The following is an 18971-nucleotide window of genomic DNA, read 5'->3' as shown; positions in this document are numbered from 1 at the left end:
ACGGAGCGTGAATCGCATGGGCGGATCATTTTTCCGACAGGCAAACGAAAGAGGGGGAAGAACGTTGACGATCTCAATGATTGCCGCGGCTGTCGTGATGCTTGCAGGCCTCATCGGCACGCTCGCACTGTCGGGGCGGGGAGACGAACAGTACACATCAGCAACCAAAGGCAATCTCACCCGCCTAGCGTTGATTTATGCCGGATTGGCCATTGTGCTAGCGGCAGGAATCGGGGTATATCTGGCGTTATAACAAGCGAAAGACGATGCCCGCCGTCGAGTTTAGATGCTGCGGCACCGGTTAGAGACAAACGGTTATGGACCATCGAGCCCTGGTGACAAAGTAGCCATCGGTTCATCTCAGGCAGAGCGTCGCTCTCTTGGACATGGGATGAATCGATTGGCGTTGGTTGAGTGAAAACCGCCAATGAGGGGAAGCGTCTAGGCATCGGAAGTGCCACCCCCCTGCGTTTGTGGTGTGATGATCCTCACTCCGGCGGGATGGTTTTTTGGGGTAAAATGGATGGTAAACGGAACAACCATGGAGGGATGTATGGCCCACTATGTTTGGATGATCATTAATGCGCTGTTGGTGATCGGCACGGCGGTTTATATCTGGCTGTTCCGCCCGAACGACTCGGCTGCGGTGTTGGCAGGAAAATGGCTGGCGCAAGTGGCGGTGCTGCTGTTTTTGGTCAATGTCAATATGTATTTTATCTTCCTTGTCATCCGCAAAACAAAAATCCGGAAGGTCAAAGTCACGTTAGCGCGGATAGCAAGAAGCATGATGAAAGCCCACATCCCGCTCGCGGTTGTCGGAACGAGCTTGATTGTCTTTCACGGAGTGGTGATGGCATGGAAACTCGGAGCGGTGATCGGTTTTGGCCATGGGAAACTGGTGACCGGTTATGCAAGCCTCGCGATGTTGGCCATCACCTTGTTTGCAGGTGTCCTTCGGCGGCAAAAAGCGTCAGGGTGGAGAAGAACGTTTCATCTTGTCTCTGCCTTGCTGTTTGCCGGTTTGTTTCTCCTTCATCTATTTTGGCCGATCTAATCACGTGTAAGGGAGAGAGAAAACGTGGGTGACTTGCTTTCTTTGCTGACGGAATACCGCCATCGCCAAGTTGTCGTCAACTTCTATGAAGAAGACGAGCTGGTGGCGCGTGACGGGTTTTTCTTTGATGGCATCGAACGATCAGACGGTCTGCTATCTTTCATCAAAGATGGGCGCATTCGCTGGTCCATTCGGTTGGATGACTACCCAAGCTATGAGATCGTACACGATTTCCCGAGGCGTTATCGGTTTTATGGCCAGCATCGGGCTGTAGAGCTCTATTTTCCTTCTTAACGGTGCCCGCTTTAGGAGAAACCGGTCAGAATCCTCCTCATTTTCATGAGGAGATGAATGACCGGTTTTTGACTATATATCATGTAAGTGGTTGAAATGTTTTTATCTTAATTAGGCGAGAAGACTCCCACTTCAACGAAGCGAAGCGGAGTAAGTGGGAGATGAATCGCCTTAACTATATTTTGCTGAAAATAGGATAGATTCAGTAAAATATAGTATCATATAGTTAGATGGGAGGTGAAAACATGTATTTTTGTATCAAACAACAGCTAAATGGTTTGACCAAAGAAGAATACTTGACTCTTCGAGAACTGTGCCATATTGCCAAGAACATGTACAACGTCGGATTGTACAATGTCAGACAATACTATTTTGAACACAAGGAATTTCTTAATTATGAGAAAAATTATCATCTTGCCAAAACTAACGAAAACTATAAGCTGTTAAACAGCAACATGGCACAGCAAATTTTAAAAAAGGTCAATGAAGCCTTTAAATCTTTCTTTGGTTTGATCAGTCTTGCCAAACAAGGAAAATATGACCACAAGGCTATCAGTATTCCAAAATATCTTAAAAAAGATGGCTTTCATTCACTGATCATTGGCCAGATTCGTATAGACGGCAACAAATTCACGATACCGTATTCTCGCCTATTTAAAAAGACTCACAAGCCTATCACGATAACGATTCCGCCTGTGTTACTGGACAAAAAGATTAAGCAGATTGAAATCATTCCTAAGCATCATGCCAGGTTCTTTGAGATTCAGTACAAATATGAAATGCCTGAAGATCAAAGAGAATTAAATGACCAAAAAGCACTGGCAATTGATTTAGGATTAAACAATTTTGCCACTTGTGTCACATCAGACGGCAGATCATTCATCATTGATGGGCGGAGATTAAAAAGTATAAATCAATGGTTTAACAAAGAAAATGCCAGACTTCAAAGCATAAAAGATAAGCAAAAAATCAAAGGCACCACTCGTAAACAGGCTTTGCTTGCTATGAATCGCAATAATAAAGTGAATGATTATATCAACAAGACTTGCCGTTACATCATTAACTACTGTATTGAAAATCAAATTGGCAAACTTGTCATTGGCTATGCGGAAACATGGCAACGCAATATTAATCTAGGAAAAAAGACAAATCAAAACTTTGTCAATATTCCTCTCGGTAACATAAAAGAAAAACTAGAATATCTTTGTGAATTTTACGGCATTGAATTCTTGAAACAGGAAGAATCCTATACGTCTCAAGCCAGCTTTTTTGACGGCGATGAGATTCCTGAATATAATGCCGACAATCCAAAAGAATATAAGTTCAGCGGCAAACGTATTAAGCGCGGCTTGTATCGAACAAAGTCTGGCAAACTAATTAATGCTGATGTCAATGGCGCATTAAACATCTTAAAGAAAAGTAAAGCTGTAGACCTGAGTGTCTTATGCTCTAGCGGCGAAGTGGACACGCCTCAAAGAATAAGGATTGCTTGAAGCAGTCAAACTTCTTTGGAAGCCCCCACTTCAAATTTTCGCTAGAAAATTAAGTGGGGGTAGTTCATATATTAAAAAATAACTGAATTCTAAATCAATTGAAACATAAATTAATAGTGGCATACCTTGGACTGGTATAGCAACACAAATAAAAATAATAAAAGGTATCTTTTATTATTTACTATCAAATATAAATTTAGTATAATTCTAATGTACAAATCATTATCATTTTTGACTGGCAACAAAACAGTTAGAAATGGTAATGATGGAATTCCTATTTTTTGTTAAGTAAGGGAAAGGAGAACAGGAGAATGGAAAATCAAAATCGTCAGAATGCAGCCCAATGTCCGTTTCACGGAAGCGTAACGAATCAGTCTTCGAATCGAACGACGAACAAAGACTGGTGGCCGAACCAGCTGAACTTAAGCATTCTCCATCAACATGACCGAAAAACGAATCCTCATGATGAAGAGTTCAACTATGCTGAGGAGTTTCAAAAACTAGACTATTGGGCGCTCAAAGAAGATTTGCGCAAACTGATGACGGAAAGCCAAGACTGGTGGCCGGCCGACTATGGCCATTACGGGCCGTTGTTTATCCGCATGGCCTGGCATTCAGCTGGCACGTACCGCATCGGCGACGGCCGTGGCGGCGCTTCGACCGGCACGCAGCGCTTTGCCCCGTTAAACAGCTGGCCGGACAACGCCAACTTGGATAAAGCGCGGCGGTTGTTATGGCCGATCAAAAAGAAATACGGGAACAAAATCTCTTGGGCCGATTTGTTCATTTTGGCGGGCAATGTCGCTATTGAATCGATGGGTGGAAAAACGATTGGATTCGGCGGCGGCCGCGTTGACGTCTGGCATCCGGAAGAAGACGTTTATTGGGGATCGGAAAAAGAGTGGCTCGCCTCTGAACGCTATTCCGGTGATCGCGAGCTCGAAAACCCGCTCGCCGCGGTGCAAATGGGGTTAATCTACGTCAACCCAGAAGGGCCGGACGGCAAGCCGGATCCAAAAGCAGCGGCGCGCGATATTCGCGAGACGTTCCGCCGTATGGGGATGAACGATGAAGAAACGGTCGCCTTGATCGCCGGCGGTCATACGTTCGGAAAAGCGCACGGCGCCGGCCCTGCCACGCACGTCGGTCCCGAGCCGGAAGCCGCCCCGATTGAAGCGCAAGGGCTGGGATGGATCAGCTCTTACGGAAAAGGGAAAGGGAGCGATACGATCACAAGCGGCATTGAAGGCGCTTGGACGCCGACGCCAACCCAGTGGGATACGTCGTACTTTGACATGCTGTTTGGCTATGACTGGTGGCTGACGAAGAGCCCAGCCGGGGCATGGCAATGGATGGCGGTCGACCCGGATGAAAAAGACTTGGCTCCGGATGCCGAGGATCCGTCGAAAAAAGTTCCGACGATGATGATGACGACCGATTTGGCGCTTCGGTTTGACCCGGAATACGAAAAAATCGCCCGCCGATTCCATCAAAATCCAGAAGAATTTGCAGAGGCGTTTGCCCGGGCATGGTTCAAGCTTACCCATAGGGATATGGGACCGAAAACGAGATATCTCGGCCCGGAAGTTCCGAAAGAAGATTTCATCTGGCAAGATCCGATTCCAGAAGTCGATTACGAATTGACAGAAGCGGAAATTGAAGAAATCAAAGCCAAAATTTTGAACTCGGGCCTGACCGTCAGTGAACTTGTGAAAACAGCTTGGGCCTCGGCCAGCACGTTCCGCAACTCGGATAAGCGCGGCGGAGCCAACGGCGCCCGCATTCGTCTCGCGCCGCAAAAAGACTGGGAAGTGAACGAACCGGAGCGGCTCGCCAAAGTGCTGTCCGTCTACGAGGACATCCAGCGCGAACTGCCGAAAAAAGTAAGCATCGCCGACTTGATCGTCCTTGGCGGCAGCGCTGCGGTGGAAAAGGCAGCCCGCGACGCCGGCTTTGATGTCAAAGTGCCATTTTTCCCTGGCCGCGGCGATGCGACACAAGAGCAAACCGATGTCGAAAGCTTTGCCGTGTTGGAACCGTTCGCAGATGGCTTCCGCAACTATCAAAAGCAAGAGTACAGCGTTCCGCCGGAAGAGCTGCTCGTCGACAAAGCCCAGCTCCTCGGGCTGACCGCCCCAGAAATGACGGTCTTAGTTGGCGGTTTGCGCGTGTTGGGCGCGAACTATCGCGATCTGCCTCATGGCGTCTTCACTGACCGCATCGGGGTGCTGACCAACGACTTCTTTGTCAACTTGTTGGATATGAACTATGAATGGGTGCCGACAGACAGCGGCATTTATGAAATCCGCAACCGGAAAACCGGCGAAGTGCGGTGGACGGCGACCCGGGTAGATCTCATTTTCGGATCCAACTCCATTCTTCGTTCCTACGCGGAATTTTACGCCCAAGACGACAACCAAGAAAAATTTGTCCGTGATTTCATCAACGCTTGGGTGAAAGTCATGAACGCCGACCGCTTTGATCTGGTGAAAAAAGCAAGGGAATCGGTCACCGCTTAATAAAGGGAAGAAAAACAAGGCAGAGGGAGAAGATTCCCTCTGCCTCGTTTTTGTAGAATACCAAACGGCTGCATAGGCAAAGAAAATCTTCACCGTAAAAACTGATTTTGCGAAGAGCTAGGGGAAATATTACTAAATAGGATAAAATAGTACTAGATCAAAAGGAGATAACATAAAGCTGGGGGATGAGGAAATCAAAACGGAATCAACACTCACGAGTGAATCAGGATGTCGCGGTTTGGGCCATTCGTGTCTTGTTGCGAGAACAATAATGAAGGACAATGGAGAATACGATGGAATTCTATGCATCGCGAGTGCCATGCTACGATTCTCTCACCATGAGACTGATGACTTTGTCTAGCTGAAAATGATCATTGATATAGGGGGCAGCGTTTCATGAACATACGCAAATGTTCTAGAGCCGTAATCATCAATGAACGGAATGAAATTCTTCTTCAGAGATTTGAATTTCGGGATGTGGTAGGAAACAAAGTGTTATGGGTGACTCCAGGGGGAGGGATTGAAGAAAACGAGACGCCGGGGGAAGCGTTAAAAAGGGAGTTATACGAAGAACTAGGCATTGTTGTCGACCTTCTCGGCGAGCCCCTATTCCAACTGGATGTATGGATCGAAGGGAAACAAGGTCCTTTTATTAGTCGTGAGATTTATTACAAAATTGTGATTCCATCGGACACTAGATTATCGTTCGAAAATATGACGAAAGAGGAAAAGGAGGCATGGCAACAGGTAAAATGGTGGAGTAAGGAAGAATTGCAGAACAGCAATGATTTTGCGCCGCGTGAACTATTGAACTACATATAAAACGATGGGGTTCTTCTCGTTGGGATGATGATGGACCTCATCCATAACCTGCAAACGGTGAAAGAACAGCGGCAGTGGCTCGAACAATATGTGCCGAAAGAACTGATCCAGTCGTTATGTCATCAGTCCGAGGCAGAGATGAGGGCTATAGATCAAGAATGGGTTCACCTGATCCAAAAAACAAAGCAGTTGCCAGGCATTCCTGTGGGTCATCCAGAGGTGAAAACATGAATCGAACAGTATATGATTGACGTTTGTTGGTCCCGATATGACGCAAACGCTTGGACAACTTGAACGTGTGGAGGAGATGGGGCGAGATGCCGAAGTGCTCAACTGGATGCCGTCTCCTTTCACAAAGAAAGAGGGACAATGGCTGCAGCAGGCCATGGAGCACTACATGATGAAAAAAGGTTAGTCGAATCAAAAAAATCGGCTCATCGCGGATTCGCGGAGCCGATTTCTTTATTCATGTGAAGCAATCGCTTGGTGTTTTCCAACAAATTGTCATAAAAGCCATGGATGTCATCAACTGTAACATATAGCTTTCGCACCGTTTTTTTTCGGCCGAACAGTTCTGTCACTTCCACCGGCTGCTTCAAGCGGATTTCTAGTTTTGGTTCTTCTTCAAAAAAACTAGGCAATGTCACTGAATAAGCATCAGTTTCTTTTTTTCGTTTTTGTTTCGCGGTCACTTCCCTTGTGATCTGCTCAATGTTGGTGTATTCCACTTCGACAAAACTGCGGATGCCCAATTGGATATGGAGTTTATCAGGCGCCAACACGACCGGGGATAGGGTAATCGCTCGATAATCGGCAATAAGAAGGAGCAGGAAGTACACATCAAAAAACGTGACCACCCAAGCAGCGATTTCACTCCATCTCATCACTAAAATATGAACAGCAATAATTTCAATCAGCATCGCATGCACGAGCATTAAAAAGAAACCAAAATATTCCGTTTTCTCATGATAGGAATAGGTGGGATATGGCAATGACAATTGGCGTGTTTTTTTGCGATATGTTAAGTAATACAAAGCAGCGGCCTCTGTTGTGAGGAGGCGCAGCAAAAAGACCGGACGCTTGAACACGGCTTCAATGGTATGCGCATAGGTGCTTAAAAAATAAAAATGGTTCGTTTTTTCAGCGCGAAAGGTGCGAATGAGTGCCCCGAGGTTTCGAACGATATACCAAGCGATCCATAATTCGATTAGAATGATCCCGCCTTCCATTACGAAAAAAACATATTTGATCACCTTGTATTGCTCGCGAAGCGGAGCGGGAATGATCCAATACAAGATACCGAGCCCAGATGCAGCCACGCTCACGCACACTTTCCATGAATACTTCACCCGCCCAATGGTCATTCGGTAAACAACGGTTAAATAGAGTGGAAAAACGGCGACAAGCAACAATAGCACAGACGAATTTTCGAAAACATGAACATGTTTTCGTACCGTTACATAAAGAATGAACACAGCCAATACAGAAGCAGTGATAAACCGCATATAATGAACGCTCTGAGTTTGGTTCATAAAATGTTCCTCCTTAATAATTAACCAATATTAATTATTAAATTTACTTAAATATTGTGCAGATCCCTTCCTGAAAGAAGAAGGGATTACGACCGATGTTCTTTCATGATGAGATCATACAGTTTATCATTGATTTCCTTCAACTTCTCTAAGTCCTCTCGGCGAAGTTTCCCGTAATATTTCTCCATTAAATGCAATTCCACTTCATCCATTTTCTTATGATACGCTTGACCGGCTTGGCCTAGGCGCACGATAATTTCACGACGGTCAGCAGGATTGATGTCCCGGCGAACATAGGCTTTTTCTTCCATCTTTCGGACGAGCTGGCTGGCGGCGCTCGGAGTCATCGAAAAGGACTCAGCGATTTCATTGATCGTCATGGTTTGATGCCTCAATAACTCCAGCAACATCACTTGCTTTTGGGTTAAGTCTTGATACTCAGCGCCGAGCATCGCACGAATCTCTTGCAGCAAAAACGCGGTCACTGCATCGTTTTTTTCTTTAATGGCCAAATACAAAGCCTTGATATCGTCCATCTGACATCACCTTCGTTATGGTAAGGTTTTGTATTTATATTATAAAACAATCTAAATATTTAAGTGAAGTTAAATGTTAGTTTGCATGAGAAAAGAGGCGACGGCCCGCTTCTCAGTCAATCGGTTGCGAACGACAAATCATCACCGGTTGGTTAAGCAATTATGGCCATTTACCCTACAAACAAAAGAGGATCAAAACAATGTCCAACTAAGCAATGCTTTGTGCTAACGATCCGAATTTTGTAAACTTGAATGAACGGAGTGAAAACATCCAAAGAACGTCATAAAAATGAAAATAACTCACATTTCGCACCCTTCCGACGAAAATCGGGAGGATTTTTTTGCATCGATGTGGAATGAATCCTTGACACACAAGGAATGCAAAGGAGTTTGTCCACCATGGATGTTCAAATTTGTGAGATTTATGACAGTTCCTATTTGAATATAATAAGTGCCCTTTTCCAAGATCTTGACCTTCCCCAGCTCATCGATCGGCTGGTTCCGGTGGATCCCCAATGCCAAACCCGAACCAGCGATGCGGTCAAGCTGATCCTTCTGGATATCTTGAGCGGACGACAAGCACTCGTCCATTTGGAGCGATGGGCGCATGAGATCGATTTGTCGAAGCTGATCCGGCCGGGGCTGAAGCCTTCTTGGTTCAATGATGATGCGTTGGCTCGTCATCTCGACCGCCTGTATGAGGCGGATATTCACAAGGTGATCAGCACTTGCTTGATTCACATTTATCGGAAAGAAGGCCTTCCTCTCCAGGCCTTCCACGCCGATACGACGGACAAGACCGTTTACGGCGCGTATGAATCGGTCTCGTCAGAGGCCCTGCGGATCACGCATGGCTACAACCGGCATCATCGCTGGCAAAAACAGATCGGCTTCGGACTGGTCGGCAACGAGGACGGCATCCCGTTTTACGGCGATGTGCACGACGGCAACCTGCCTGACAAAACGTGGAATCCGGAGGTGCTGTCCCGTGTCCACGAACAGCTCAAACAAGCCAAGATGGAAGACGAATGGATTTACGTGGCCGATTCCGCCGCGATGACAAAAGACACTCTGGCGCAAACCAAAGCGGCCAACGCCTTTTTGATCACCCGAGGCCCTTCGTCGCTCCGCATCGTCAAACGGGCATTAGCGGAGGTCGATTCGCCTCACATCCCGTGGAGCGAACCCTTTACCCTGGCGGAGAGAAACGGCGCCACGTATCGGGTATGGGAAACATCCTCCACCTATGAAGGCCACCCCGTTCGGCTGATCGTCGTCGAATCGAGTGCGCTCGACCAGCGAAAAGGAAAGACGCTCGAAAAAGAACGAACCAAAGAAGCGGAGCTTCTTCGCGAGGAACAAGCCCATTGGGAGCGCCACCCTTTCTCGTGCCGGGAAGACGCTGAACAAGCCTTGGCGTCCCTCAAGATGTCCCTTCGCCCACGGTTTCATCAGGTCAAGGCCGCGGTCGAAGAGATCGTACGCCCGAAAAAACGGCGCGGACGGCCGAAAAAAGGGGCGGAACCCGAGATGGAGACGCGGTATCTCTTGCGCCTTGACGTCGAATTCGACCAAAACGCGTGGGAACAGGCAAGACGGAAAGCGTCCCGGTTTGTCCTCGTCACGACCGTTCCGGAGGAATGGAAGGGCCAACAAATGGATGCCCAAGAGATCTTGAAGCTATATAAAGGGCAGATCTCGGTGGAAATGAACTTCGCTTTTTTGAAAGACCCTTTTTTCACGGATGAGATCTATGTCAAAAAGCCAGAACGAGTTGCGGTATTGGGCTATTTGTTTCTCTTGGCCTTGGCCATTTACCGCGTCTTTCAGCGCCGGGTGCGCCAGTTCATCACACCCGAACACCCATTAAAGGGCGCCGGAGGCCGCAAGCTGACCCGACCGACGGGGCAGGCGATTTTTCAGCTGTTTCAATATGTGAACGTCGTCCTCCTGGAGCTGCCGGATGGACGCATCCAACGCTCACTGGATCGCTCCCTCACCCCTGAACAACGAAGGATTCTGCAGGGGTTGGGGCTGGATGAGAGCATTTACGTGTAACGTCATACGGAACGACCAGCGATGGTAAAAAAAGGATAGCCATCGCTCGTCGTGTTGGTCAAAAAGTTATTCTGAAAAACTAAATAAAAAATCCTTTGTTTTGACCTTGTTAGGGTGCGAAATGTGAGTTTTCAGTATGTAGTGGTATGATATTTGGACTGGTCGCGATGGAAATTTTGCCTGAAAGCATAGAAATTGGAGGTTGGTTTATTGCTATTGTCGGATTGATTTTTGGTTATTTTATTTATAAGCATCTAGAAAAGGTTTCCCATCATGTGATCATTATTACCAATGACGCTAAAAAAGACTTATTTGTACATTCTGGTCTATTTTTAACATTCAGTATTGCCCTACACAATTTTCCAACAGGCATCGCACTTGGAGCCAATACTCACGATTCATTGACTAAACCAATGATGACTGCGATCATGCTTCACAATATTCCAGAAGGGATTGCTGTTTTTACTCCCTTGCTGATGGCTGGGTTTGGAATTATCAGCATCATACTTGGGGCAACCATAGCCTCCGCCCCCATAGGAGTTGGAGCCTTCATCGGAAGTAATTATGGGATGGGTGTCCCTTGGCTAGTAGCAATGATTATCGCATTGGCGATGGGGGTAATGCTTTCCGTGACGGGAAAAGAAATTTTTGGAACAGCTTTACGCACATCTACCAAAATATACTGCGTTATTATGGCTGTAATCGGTTTTGTATTGGTTTCATTTTACTTGTTTTTTCTATAAAAGACTTTACTAAAAAGGTGCATGTTAAGTTAACGGGTTCGGTTCAGAAGTACAAAATCAAGAAAAACAGTACAAATAACAGCGTAATTAGCACAAAATTCGAACCAAATTTAACAAAGTAAAAAGCACATTAAAACGCTTGGGTTTATTCCAAGCGTTTTAAACTAAAATTATATTGACTTGTTCAATTAAGACTGTTACTAAAAGGTTACTACCGTACTTCAATTACAAAGGCATAACTTGAATCTCCCTTTTCCCATCTCGCTGAAACATCATACACATATACACCTTTTTCTTTTGGTAATAGTATCACATTATCATTTATTGGAACATTTTCTGTTTTTTCATTTGTAAGCCATCTATTTACTACTAATGTATTTTCTTTAGGCTCATCTTTGAATTCTATTTTCAATTGGGAATCTGGTGGTACAATCACAGGTTTTAGTTCTTGATTTTTAATGAGTTCTGGCGGAGAACTTGTATCGGCACAAACAGAATTAAGTAATCCATTCCAACAATACGAACCTTGTGCCACTTCTACCTTTTTTTCTCCAACAGTTATGATTGGTAAAGGTGGTTTAGCACTAAATAGTCCAGTAACAAAATCCCCCCCAATGCCTAACGCAATTAATACTAATAATACCCGTGGTGCTAGTTGAGCGTCAGCGCTCAACCAGCCCTAGTGTGACCAAGGAATAAGCCAACAAGATGCCATCGAGTGCCACTTCAAACCCGGCCATGGAATTCGCTCGAATGTCGGTGATCCGGTATTGGTCTACGAGAATCGAAAACACCGTCTCGATGACTTTGCGTTTTTTCCTGATCCATTCTTCCCATGCCTTGGATGGGCCGTGCTTTTGATTGTGTCGAGACGGTGTCCAGAACGCGGCTTGGTGTTCTTCGTACAGCTTTTCTCGAAGAGCGTGGCTGATGTACCCTTTGTCCCCAAAGTTGTAGGGATGAGGGATTTGAGTCATCACCGTTTCAGCGGCTTTGACGTCGTGGCAGGACGCTTCCGTCACGACATAGCCCATGGCCAGCCCTTGATTGGTCACTTGAAGATGCAGCTTGAAACCGTAGTACCATTGCTTTTTGGAAGCACAATACCCCATATCCGCGATCCCTCGAAACCGCTTGACGCGCTGCATTCTTGCGGGATGGCACAACGGAAGAGGCAAGCTGTCGACGACCGCATAAGCATGGTGTTGGCCACGTTTCGCCAGCTCATGACGGATCCATTTGATGGCGAAACCAAGCGCTCGGCAGCGGCGGTTGTATCGGGAGCGTTCAAGAAACGAGCCGTTTGTGAACAAATTTCCCGTGACAAAACGATGCCAGGCTCGTTCGGAAGAAAAGCCCAGCAGCTTCCCCAAAAGGTGAACCGCCATGACCACTTCGTCTTCTTGCTTGACCAAGTGACGGTTGCGGCGATGAAGATACATTTGAATCAACGACAGTTGGGCAGAAACAAAATAGAAAATAGCGGCATATTGTTTTTGAAGTTTGGCTGGATCTGTAGTAAAATGAAAGTGCTCTTGCATGGGGGATCTCTCCTTTCGAATGTTGGGTGACACTTTCATTCTACTGGAGATCCGCCAGCAAGGGCTATTTTTATGCTTGTCTGAGTTTTATCTAGCACCACGGGTTAATAATGTAATTAAAAACTTTTTCATACACTTCCCCCCTCGTGGGTTAATTTTCCCTTTGATAACTTTCTGAGTAATCTATATATTCAGTTTAACATAAAATACCAAAATCATTAAAAAGGATTTAGTCAAAAAATATTGATATTTCAGCGAAAAATAAAAAAACAAATCGTATACTGATTTGGTCTTATAAAATATCAAATCCCTTAAGGTTATTGCATATAGATTATTTCTTTTAAATCAAATCACGAGTGTTGATTATCCAAAATTAGACATACGTCTTCCATAAATTTGGGCATACTCAAACAAAGCAGCGGCCATCCCGGATTTCCAATCGAGAGGAAGCTGCCCAGAGAAAAAACGGCGAACGAACGAAATGAAGGAAAGAGAGACGTTCGTCTGTTTTTTGGTTTGATCATACAGCCATCGCAGCAACACATACGCGATGAACGCCGCAAACAGTTGGTTGTATACCGCATTTTCCGTCGTGCCAAACAAGGTCGGGACATTCAGATATTGCTTCACCCAACGGAAAAAAGACCTCAACAGTCCAACGTTGTTGGTACATGTCGGCAATGGTTTCCGCAGACGCATGGAAGAGGTTCGTCACGACCCGAATGTCGCGGCCATTCGCATCTCGAAAGATCATCACCCGGTGACGCTTGGTGGAGCGGCATTGTTTCGTCCCCAACTGGCACGTGAAGTCGGCTTGAACCGATGAGGATGTGCTGGAAAGGCGTTTCAAGCTTTTTTTCTGATGAAGTTCGATGTTGTCCTTCATCCGAATGACAAAGAGCTGATGCTGCTCCACAAATCGATCGAGGCGTTCGATTTTGACATACGCCCGGTCTTCCACCAGCACTTGTTGAGCGTTCGTCAACTGTTCTCCCACCGGGCCATCATGACGCAGTCCGATGGTTTCCACCACGTCTGCCGGCAGCGAGGATTCCGGCGAATACGCGACGTGCAGCTTCACTCCGGCGCGTTCGCCGTGATACGGCGCCCATGGCAGGCGGTTTTTCCCGACCGTGACGGTCGTCGAATCCACCACCCGAAGCGGTTTGGGAAACCGAAGCGAACGGCGGGTTTGGCGGTTGCACTTGGAAATGATCAACGCCAACAAGCGTGTTTCATGATGTCATAGGGAACTTCTTTCGCTTTCTTGGATACTGTGGAATAATGGAATCGCGGCAATCCATACAGAGGCCCCACATCGGCTCCGTGGCGAAAGCTTTTCCATTGATGCATGGCGGCCAGCAGGAAGAAGTGAATCAACTCGCGCAACGTAAAGGTTCGAGACGAATCACGATACCTAACCGCTTCGGCAATCCGTTGAATCTCTTCATCCGAAACAAGTTTTTGCATCAAATTCGGGAGTGTGGTATGCTTGTTCATAGAGAGCACCTCCTGGGTTTGTTTGTGTCGCTACTCACATTCTACAGGAAAGGTGCTCTTTTTTCTATACCCTTTGGATTTTATTGGATAATCAACACGCCTGAAATGGTGCCTTAAAGCTTCAAAAACAAAAAATTTTAAAGTCCGAAGAGGTATTGATAAAAAACTTAAAAGGACGGGTCAAGGTTTTAGAAGAGGAAAATTTATTATTGAAAAAGCAAATTCAAAAATTATATGGGGAACTTTATTCTAAAAAGGGGTAGTACCAGCGTAGCTGACACCATCCGCAAAGCATATGTAATTAAATGGTGATTTTACAACTCACTTCATTATATTCTTATCAAGTTTCGACAATAAAAGTAGTTTTTCTACAAAGGAGTTTTACCATATTAATAGAATTTATGTTTATAAAAGGTTCATCACCACAACGTGTACTTGACAAGCGAGGCTTTTTCTCGTGTCACCATGTAGGAAAATCGTTGATTTACTGATTTTCCTTATGCATGTAAGCAAGACATGATCTGAAACAGTCAAGTACAACTTTTGGTGAAGAGCTACAAGATCAAGCTGATGAAACGTCGGGGATACGGATACCGAAATATCCAGCGTTTTGCATTGCGGGTTCGGCTAGAAACAGCTAACATACTTTCATGACAGGTGCAAGTACAACTTTTGGTGATGAACCTTATAAAAACCTTAATATCCAAAAGGAGGTAATTGATGAAGAAACTTATTTATTGTGTTCTCACAATATTTATTCTAGCAATTGTGTTTACTTACCATTCCAACAGTTCTGCCTCTTCAAAAGAATTTTCACTTTTAGAAGCCTGTAGGTTTGCAAAGGAAAAAGCTAGAGAGGAGTGGAGTAAAGATGCAGAAATCTATTATGTATTAAGTGTTGACGATAGGGAAAAAGAAAGTAAAAGTAAAGGGGAACACGGGAAAAGAAGATATTGGAATGTAATTCTAGCTAAACCAGGTACAGATGATCAAATGTTATATACAATTCATAATCAAAAAATAGTAGAAAAATTAGCATTGACTGAACCTGTAAACAATGAAAATATAGTAGATTTAAACAAGATTCATTTTGATAGCGATAAAATTGTTGATAAAGCAAAAAAGGAATATAACCTATTACCAGGAAAAGGTTGGGCCGAAGGATACCATTTTGTTTTGCGAAAGTTAAACAGTGACCCGACTGTTGAAGTGGTTGGTAGGGATAAAAAGGGTAGGTTTATAAAGATTATCTTCAATGCTAGGACTGGAAAATTCGTTACCAAGATAACATCTTAGTATTTACTGATAAAATAATGATTAATTAACAAATTTTCTTGTGAAAGGTGTGTTTAACATGTTTAAAAAGCTTAAAACTAAGATTGTTACGAGTCTTTTTTCAGCGATCCTATTGACTTCACTTTTTATTGATTATGCTAGTGCAGCCTCCTACACTTATTTAAATCAAGATGTAACAGCGTATACTGCACCAGCAGGTTCGTTAACTTATTATGGTACAACCCCTCAAAAATATAAAACTGCTGCAGTACATCCTAAAACTTGCGGTAGTCCGAGTTCAGGAACAATTTTTCCTTTCGGAGCAGTTATTAAAACTTCCACAGTTTTAAAAACTCCGTCTGGAACTTCTATGCAATATTTTACAGTTGAGGACATGGGGGATGTATTTTGCTCCCGAGGTTTAACTCGACAATGGTTTGATATTTATTTCGGTTATACTTCAAGTGATATAAATCAAGCCAAACTATTCGGTATAAAAACTGTTAGCTACACTGTAACTTATTAATATTTACGAATAATGATCAGAGCTCTCAACATTTCAATGAAATAAAATCTCCTGAAACAAGGAATTGGATTAGTAAGCAGGGTAACATCCTGCTTTTTTCTTGTTTGCTCGGAGATATGAATTTGAAACTGCTTTTACTACACTAACCAGGACCCGAGTTCGACAGTTTGAGGGCCATTTTAGGCAAATAAAAAGTCCAGAAATCCCGTTATATCAAGGACTTTGGGGTTGTCAACCTAGGAAAAAACACTGAATTCCATAGGCACACGTTTAGCCGAAAAGTATGATGGCAAATATCTTATCCGCACGTCCGATGACACACTGTCTGCCGAGGATGTCGCGCTGGGATATAAGCAGCTGGTGGATATCGAGCTGGCTTTTCGTACACTGAAATCGACATTGGAATTGCGACCCATGTATCATCGCTTGGAAGACCACATTCGTGTGCATGTGCTGCTCAGTTGGCTGGTTCTCTTGCTGGTTCGCATCGTAAAGATTCGGACCAACGAATCGTGGCCGAAAGTAAGAGAGGAATGCTAGCGTCTCACACTCGGACATTTTTCTTCAAAATACGGGGACCTTTATCAGCGGACAGAACTGACCTCCAAATAAGGGCAAACCTTTGCGACTCTAGGACTAGAGCCTCCCCCGAAGATCCTAGACATTCATCCTCGCTCCTAGATACACGCCACAAGTATACCTAATCGCCTCTCAGCCCTTCTGCATCAAGGACTGAGAGGCGATTTATTTGCCTAGTCACTGTCGAACTCGGGCAGGAGAAAGTAGCTGTATAAGCTCAGCTGTTCCTCGCTGATTAGTGAGCCCATTATTTAGGAAAAATAAAAGAGGTAATACCCTATGTTTGTTTTTTTATCTTCTCTTCGATGTGCTTGTAATCAATAATACGAATTTTGTCAAAATCGATTTCAAGTGTTATTATATCAATTCCGTAAGGAGGGTTGTGAGCCCCTTTAAATGTTTCTACACGAATTTTGAGTAAGAATTTATAACGACTCCCGGGTTCTAAATTTTTAATCTCTAATATTTTAGGCTTCCACCACTGAATTCCAGATGGTTTTCCATAATAATCCTGTACTGCTTTGGTTATATAAGGCGTTAAGAAGTAAATTGAAAGGTCCTCTAAATCATTTTTATTAACCACTAATGCAGTTGTTGACTCTGTTTCATAAATTTTTGATTTGGCGACAATTTTAGTCCCGACACCATACATTCCGAATAATATTATCAAAAAGAGGGACATTACTCCTATAAGTTTCCTGTTCATATTTGAATTCCTCCTTTTATTATCGTGATCAAACTATATTTTGCAGATATTAAGTCAAAATAATTCATGAAATTTCCGATTAAAATGGTTTATTTTATGGGCGGAGGGCTTGTTCAAATTATAATGGTAGTGATGAGTGGCTATTGCTAATGGCGACCATACATGGCATTTCTGGGGCTCTACTCTTGTAATTCAATTACGGGAGTTTGGTAAACCATGAAATCACATTGGTAGGGTCTGAAAAATACACTGAAGTATATTCAAGTCTTTACTATAATTCAACCTTTGTAATTAGATGGGCGGAAAATATTATGAGCTCGGCTATATTGGGATCATATGTTGGATGTTCCAAATTAAGGAACAAACATATGGTTCTGTAAGTAGTTGGCAAACGCTACTCAAAACGAACGATAGGTTTGATATCAACGCAAACGGCAGGTGTCGGAACTCTATTCGAAATTAATGATCTGTTCTGTAGATGAGCATTTTTCATTACAATAATTTCCATGGTTAGAGAGACAAACAGGGTACCCCTTACGCGATACGGAGCTGTTTTTTGATCACATCAATGGGAATATCTTGCTTTGCAGCGTCATAAATGAACTCGACGACGCTGTGGTCTTTCCGCGATCGAAGAAGCTCCAGCCCGGTGGAGAGGTTTTGTCGGGATTCGGCGATGCTGTACACACAGGCCAACAGCACCACCGCCCAATACCGTTTCACCGCCCGAATGTGGCGAACGCGGTATCCATCCAGCTTCAGTTGATCTTTCGCCTGCCGGAAAAAGCACTCGATCGTCCAGCGCTGGGCGTAGTAACGCAAGATGTCTTCGTCCCCGAGTTCCCGGTCGGTGCTCAAGATGCAATGAAGATGTTCCGGCGCCATCGGCTGATCCGCCTTCCAAGCCAGCAGCACCACCGCGTCATCGAGGCCATGGATGGCCCCCTCATAGCGATACACGCGATAACGCTCCTGCCCCACCGTGACGAGGCGGGTGTCTTTGGACTCGACATAGCGGGCGAACTGCTTGGCTTGGATGGCGATGCCTTTCGGGTAGAGAATCCGGTTCGTCTTGAGCATCGCGATGACATGGAATCCCTGTTTCAAGCAGGCTTCAATGAGCTTTTTGGACGGATACCACGAATCCATGAGCACATACACCGGCTGAGCCCGCTTCACCTTGAGCGAGGAAAGCATCTCGATCGCCAGGTCGATCTTGCTTTTTCCCGCTTTCTTGTCATACAGGCGGAACGCAAATGGGAACGCCTGCGTGAAGGTGTGCACCATCAGCCAAACGAGCGAATGCCCCCAGACCGATTGATGATCTTTATGCGAGTAGTGCCAGTCGCACCCTTGAATGGCGTGCGCAGCCCGTGACGAAGGCTTTGTTTTTTGGCAAATCGTATCATCAATCGAAACAAAAAGGGGTTGATTCTTCCGTTTGGCCAGTCGTTCGACCTGGGAAAGGATCCACTCTTGAAGCTTCCCAAGCAGCCTTTCCTCGTTCCAAGGGCTTTTCGTGAAAAAGTGACTGAGCGTCGTTCGATGATTCGGATGAAAGCTCCAGTAATGAATATCAGTCAATGTTCCCGAGAATCCCTTGGTGGTCAAGGCATCGACAATATGAATGAGATGCTTGATGACCGGTTTGGAAAGCTGCAGCGTCAACCCCAGCGTGAAGAAAAACTTGTGGATTCCTTGGTGATGTGCTAATCTATTCATGAGACATGAACCTCCTTGTGGATAGTTGGTGGTACATCTATTCTAACCAAGGAATCGGGTTCATGTCTCCT

The 18971-nt window shown here is 44.9% G+C and carries 18 protein-coding genes and 2 pseudogenes; 13 read left to right on the top strand and 7 right to left on the bottom strand.

What is annotated here, in order from left to right; genetic code table 11:
- The first annotated feature begins 64 nt into the window (after window positions 1–64).
- The 8 genes from ACVX3G_RS11890 (at window position 65) to ACVX3G_RS11855 (ending at window position 6597) form a co-directional block, all read left to right on the top strand.
- The gene (locus ACVX3G_RS11890; protein ID WP_049787568.1) at window positions 65–253 is read left to right on the top strand and encodes a hypothetical protein; all 189 of its coding nucleotides are present in this window, start codon (window positions 65–67) and stop codon (window positions 251–253) included.
- A 300-nt stretch (window positions 254–553) separates the two neighbouring features.
- Window positions 554–1054: a hypothetical protein gene (locus ACVX3G_RS11885; protein WP_014195797.1), complete on the top strand. Its 501-nt coding sequence runs from the start codon at window positions 554–556 to the stop codon at window positions 1052–1054.
- A 24-nt stretch (window positions 1055–1078) separates the two neighbouring features.
- Window positions 1079–1348, top strand: a complete 270-nt coding sequence (locus ACVX3G_RS11880; protein ID WP_014195798.1) for a hypothetical protein — start codon at window positions 1079–1081, stop codon at window positions 1346–1348.
- 245 nt (window positions 1349–1593) lie between these two features.
- On the top strand, window positions 1594–2841 hold the full coding sequence (locus ACVX3G_RS11875; protein WP_014195799.1) for an RNA-guided endonuclease InsQ/TnpB family protein: 1248 nt from the start codon (window positions 1594–1596) through the stop codon (window positions 2839–2841).
- A 311-nt stretch (window positions 2842–3152) separates the two neighbouring features.
- Window positions 3153–5360 (top strand): catalase/peroxidase HPI, encoded by a 2208-nt coding sequence (katG, locus tag ACVX3G_RS11870; protein WP_014195800.1) that lies wholly within the window; start codon window positions 3153–3155, stop codon window positions 5358–5360.
- 396 nt (window positions 5361–5756) lie between these two features.
- Window positions 5757–6182: an NUDIX hydrolase gene (locus ACVX3G_RS11865; RefSeq protein WP_015374815.1), complete on the top strand. Its 426-nt coding sequence runs from the start codon at window positions 5757–5759 to the stop codon at window positions 6180–6182.
- 27 nt (window positions 6183–6209) lie between these two features.
- Window positions 6210–6413, top strand: a complete 204-nt coding sequence (locus ACVX3G_RS11860; RefSeq protein ID WP_223812632.1) for a hypothetical protein — start codon at window positions 6210–6212, stop codon at window positions 6411–6413.
- Between the two features lie 37 nt (window positions 6414–6450).
- Window positions 6451–6597, top strand: coding sequence for a MerR family transcriptional regulator (locus tag ACVX3G_RS11855; protein ID WP_223812633.1), 147 nt, complete (start codon window positions 6451–6453; stop codon window positions 6595–6597).
- 19 nt (window positions 6598–6616) lie between these two features.
- Here ACVX3G_RS11855 and ACVX3G_RS11850 read toward each other — a convergent pair whose 3' ends face one another.
- Both ACVX3G_RS11850 and ACVX3G_RS11845 read right to left on the bottom strand, forming a co-directional pair.
- Window positions 6617–7714: a hypothetical protein gene (locus ACVX3G_RS11850; RefSeq protein WP_014195804.1), complete on the bottom strand. Its 1098-nt coding sequence runs from the start codon at window positions 7712–7714 to the stop codon at window positions 6617–6619.
- An 86-nt stretch (window positions 7715–7800) separates the two neighbouring features.
- Window positions 7801–8250, bottom strand: a complete 450-nt coding sequence (locus ACVX3G_RS11845) for a MarR family winged helix-turn-helix transcriptional regulator (protein WP_014195805.1) — start codon at window positions 8248–8250, stop codon at window positions 7801–7803.
- Window positions 8251–8649: 399 nt separating this feature from the next.
- Between ACVX3G_RS11845 and ACVX3G_RS11840 the strand changes: the two genes are divergently transcribed.
- Window positions 8650–10308, top strand: coding sequence for an IS1634 family transposase (locus ACVX3G_RS11840; RefSeq protein WP_110107765.1), 1659 nt, complete (start codon window positions 8650–8652; stop codon window positions 10306–10308).
- A gap of 167 nt (window positions 10309–10475) precedes the next feature.
- A complete protein-coding gene (locus tag ACVX3G_RS11835; protein ID WP_014195148.1) occupies window positions 10476–11051 on the top strand; it encodes a ZIP family metal transporter in 576 nt (191 codons plus the stop codon).
- A gap of 211 nt (window positions 11052–11262) precedes the next feature.
- On the opposite strand, the gene ACVX3G_RS11830 is transcribed toward ACVX3G_RS11835, so the two are convergent.
- The 3 genes and pseudogenes from ACVX3G_RS11830 to ACVX3G_RS11820 all read right to left on the bottom strand — a co-directional run bounded on the left by ACVX3G_RS11830 (window position 11263) and on the right by ACVX3G_RS11820 (window position 14092).
- A complete protein-coding gene (locus ACVX3G_RS11830; protein WP_081472550.1) occupies window positions 11263–11724 on the bottom strand; it encodes a hypothetical protein in 462 nt (153 codons plus the stop codon).
- Window positions 11714–12592: an IS982-like element ISGsp1 family transposase gene (locus tag ACVX3G_RS11825; RefSeq protein WP_014195149.1), complete on the bottom strand. Its 879-nt coding sequence runs from the start codon at window positions 12590–12592 to the stop codon at window positions 11714–11716. The genes ACVX3G_RS11830 and ACVX3G_RS11825 overlap by 11 nt, the downstream gene beginning before the upstream one ends.
- A gap of 363 nt (window positions 12593–12955) precedes the next feature.
- Window positions 12956–14092 (bottom strand): annotated as a pseudogene (locus ACVX3G_RS11820) (IS4 family transposase).
- A 720-nt stretch (window positions 14093–14812) separates the two neighbouring features.
- Between ACVX3G_RS11820 and ACVX3G_RS11815 the strand changes: the two are divergent.
- From ACVX3G_RS11815 to ACVX3G_RS11805, 3 genes and pseudogenes are all read left to right on the top strand, one after another.
- Window positions 14813–15388, top strand: a complete 576-nt coding sequence (locus ACVX3G_RS11815; RefSeq protein WP_025039373.1) for a hypothetical protein — start codon at window positions 14813–14815, stop codon at window positions 15386–15388.
- Window positions 15389–15446: 58 nt separating this feature from the next.
- On the top strand, window positions 15447–15893 hold the full coding sequence (locus ACVX3G_RS11810) for an RlpA-like double-psi beta-barrel domain-containing protein (RefSeq protein WP_011230514.1): 447 nt from the start codon (window positions 15447–15449) through the stop codon (window positions 15891–15893).
- Between the two features lie 267 nt (window positions 15894–16160).
- Window positions 16161–16574 (top strand): annotated as a pseudogene (locus ACVX3G_RS11805) (IS1634 family transposase); the annotation flags it as partial.
- 175 nt (window positions 16575–16749) lie between these two features.
- Here the strand turns inward: ACVX3G_RS11805 and ACVX3G_RS11800 are convergent.
- Together ACVX3G_RS11800 and ACVX3G_RS11795 are read right to left on the bottom strand one after the other, a co-directional pair.
- Complete coding sequence (locus ACVX3G_RS11800; protein ID WP_011230515.1) at window positions 16750–17178, bottom strand: DUF3888 domain-containing protein; 429 nt, start codon at window positions 17176–17178, stop codon at window positions 16750–16752.
- Window positions 17179–17712: 534 nt separating this feature from the next.
- Entirely contained in the window at window positions 17713–18900 is a 1188-nt protein-coding gene (locus tag ACVX3G_RS11795; RefSeq protein WP_011229811.1) for an IS701 family transposase, read from the bottom strand.
- Window positions 18901–18971: the final 71 nt, after the last annotated feature.

The organism is Geobacillus sp. PLS 41 (assembly GCF_056494105.1).
Note: the sequence above shows the minus strand (reverse complement) of the source record. Positions and strands in the feature narration are given on the sequence as shown.

What these genes read in the sequence shown, in the direction of transcription:
- ACVX3G_RS11885 (WP_014195797.1), top strand. Translation starts at nt 554, where the DNA reads ATGGCCCACTATGTTTGGATGATCATTAATGCGCTGTTGGTGATCGGC.
- ACVX3G_RS11875 (WP_014195799.1), top strand. Translation starts at nt 1,594, where the DNA reads ATGTATTTTTGTATCAAACAACAGCTAAATGGTTTGACCAAAGAAGAA.
- katG (WP_014195800.1), top strand. Translation starts at nt 3,153, where the DNA reads ATGGAAAATCAAAATCGTCAGAATGCAGCCCAATGTCCGTTTCACGGA.
- ACVX3G_RS11865 (WP_015374815.1), top strand. Translation starts at nt 5,757, where the DNA reads ATGAACATACGCAAATGTTCTAGAGCCGTAATCATCAATGAACGGAAT.
- ACVX3G_RS11860 (WP_223812632.1), top strand. Translation starts at nt 6,210, where the DNA reads ATGATGGACCTCATCCATAACCTGCAAACGGTGAAAGAACAGCGGCAG.
- ACVX3G_RS11855 (WP_223812633.1), top strand. Translation starts at nt 6,451, where the DNA reads ATGACGCAAACGCTTGGACAACTTGAACGTGTGGAGGAGATGGGGCGA.
- ACVX3G_RS11850 (WP_014195804.1), bottom strand. Translation starts at nt 7,714, where the DNA reads ATGAACCAAACTCAGAGCGTTCATTATATGCGGTTTATCACTGCTTCT.
- ACVX3G_RS11845 (WP_014195805.1), bottom strand. Translation starts at nt 8,250, where the DNA reads ATGGACGATATCAAGGCTTTGTATTTGGCCATTAAAGAAAAAAACGAT.
- ACVX3G_RS11840 (WP_110107765.1), top strand. Translation starts at nt 8,650, where the DNA reads ATGGATGTTCAAATTTGTGAGATTTATGACAGTTCCTATTTGAATATA.
- ACVX3G_RS11835 (WP_014195148.1), top strand. Translation starts at nt 10,476, where the DNA reads ATGGAAATTTTGCCTGAAAGCATAGAAATTGGAGGTTGGTTTATTGCT.
- ACVX3G_RS11825 (WP_014195149.1), bottom strand. Translation starts at nt 12,592, where the DNA reads ATGCAAGAGCACTTTCATTTTACTACAGATCCAGCCAAACTTCAAAAA.
- ACVX3G_RS11815 (WP_025039373.1), top strand. Translation starts at nt 14,813, where the DNA reads ATGAAGAAACTTATTTATTGTGTTCTCACAATATTTATTCTAGCAATT.
- ACVX3G_RS11810 (WP_011230514.1), top strand. Translation starts at nt 15,447, where the DNA reads ATGTTTAAAAAGCTTAAAACTAAGATTGTTACGAGTCTTTTTTCAGCG.
- ACVX3G_RS11800 (WP_011230515.1), bottom strand. Translation starts at nt 17,178, where the DNA reads ATGAACAGGAAACTTATAGGAGTAATGTCCCTCTTTTTGATAATATTA.
- ACVX3G_RS11795 (WP_011229811.1), bottom strand. Translation starts at nt 18,900, where the DNA reads ATGAATAGATTAGCACATCACCAAGGAATCCACAAGTTTTTCTTCACG.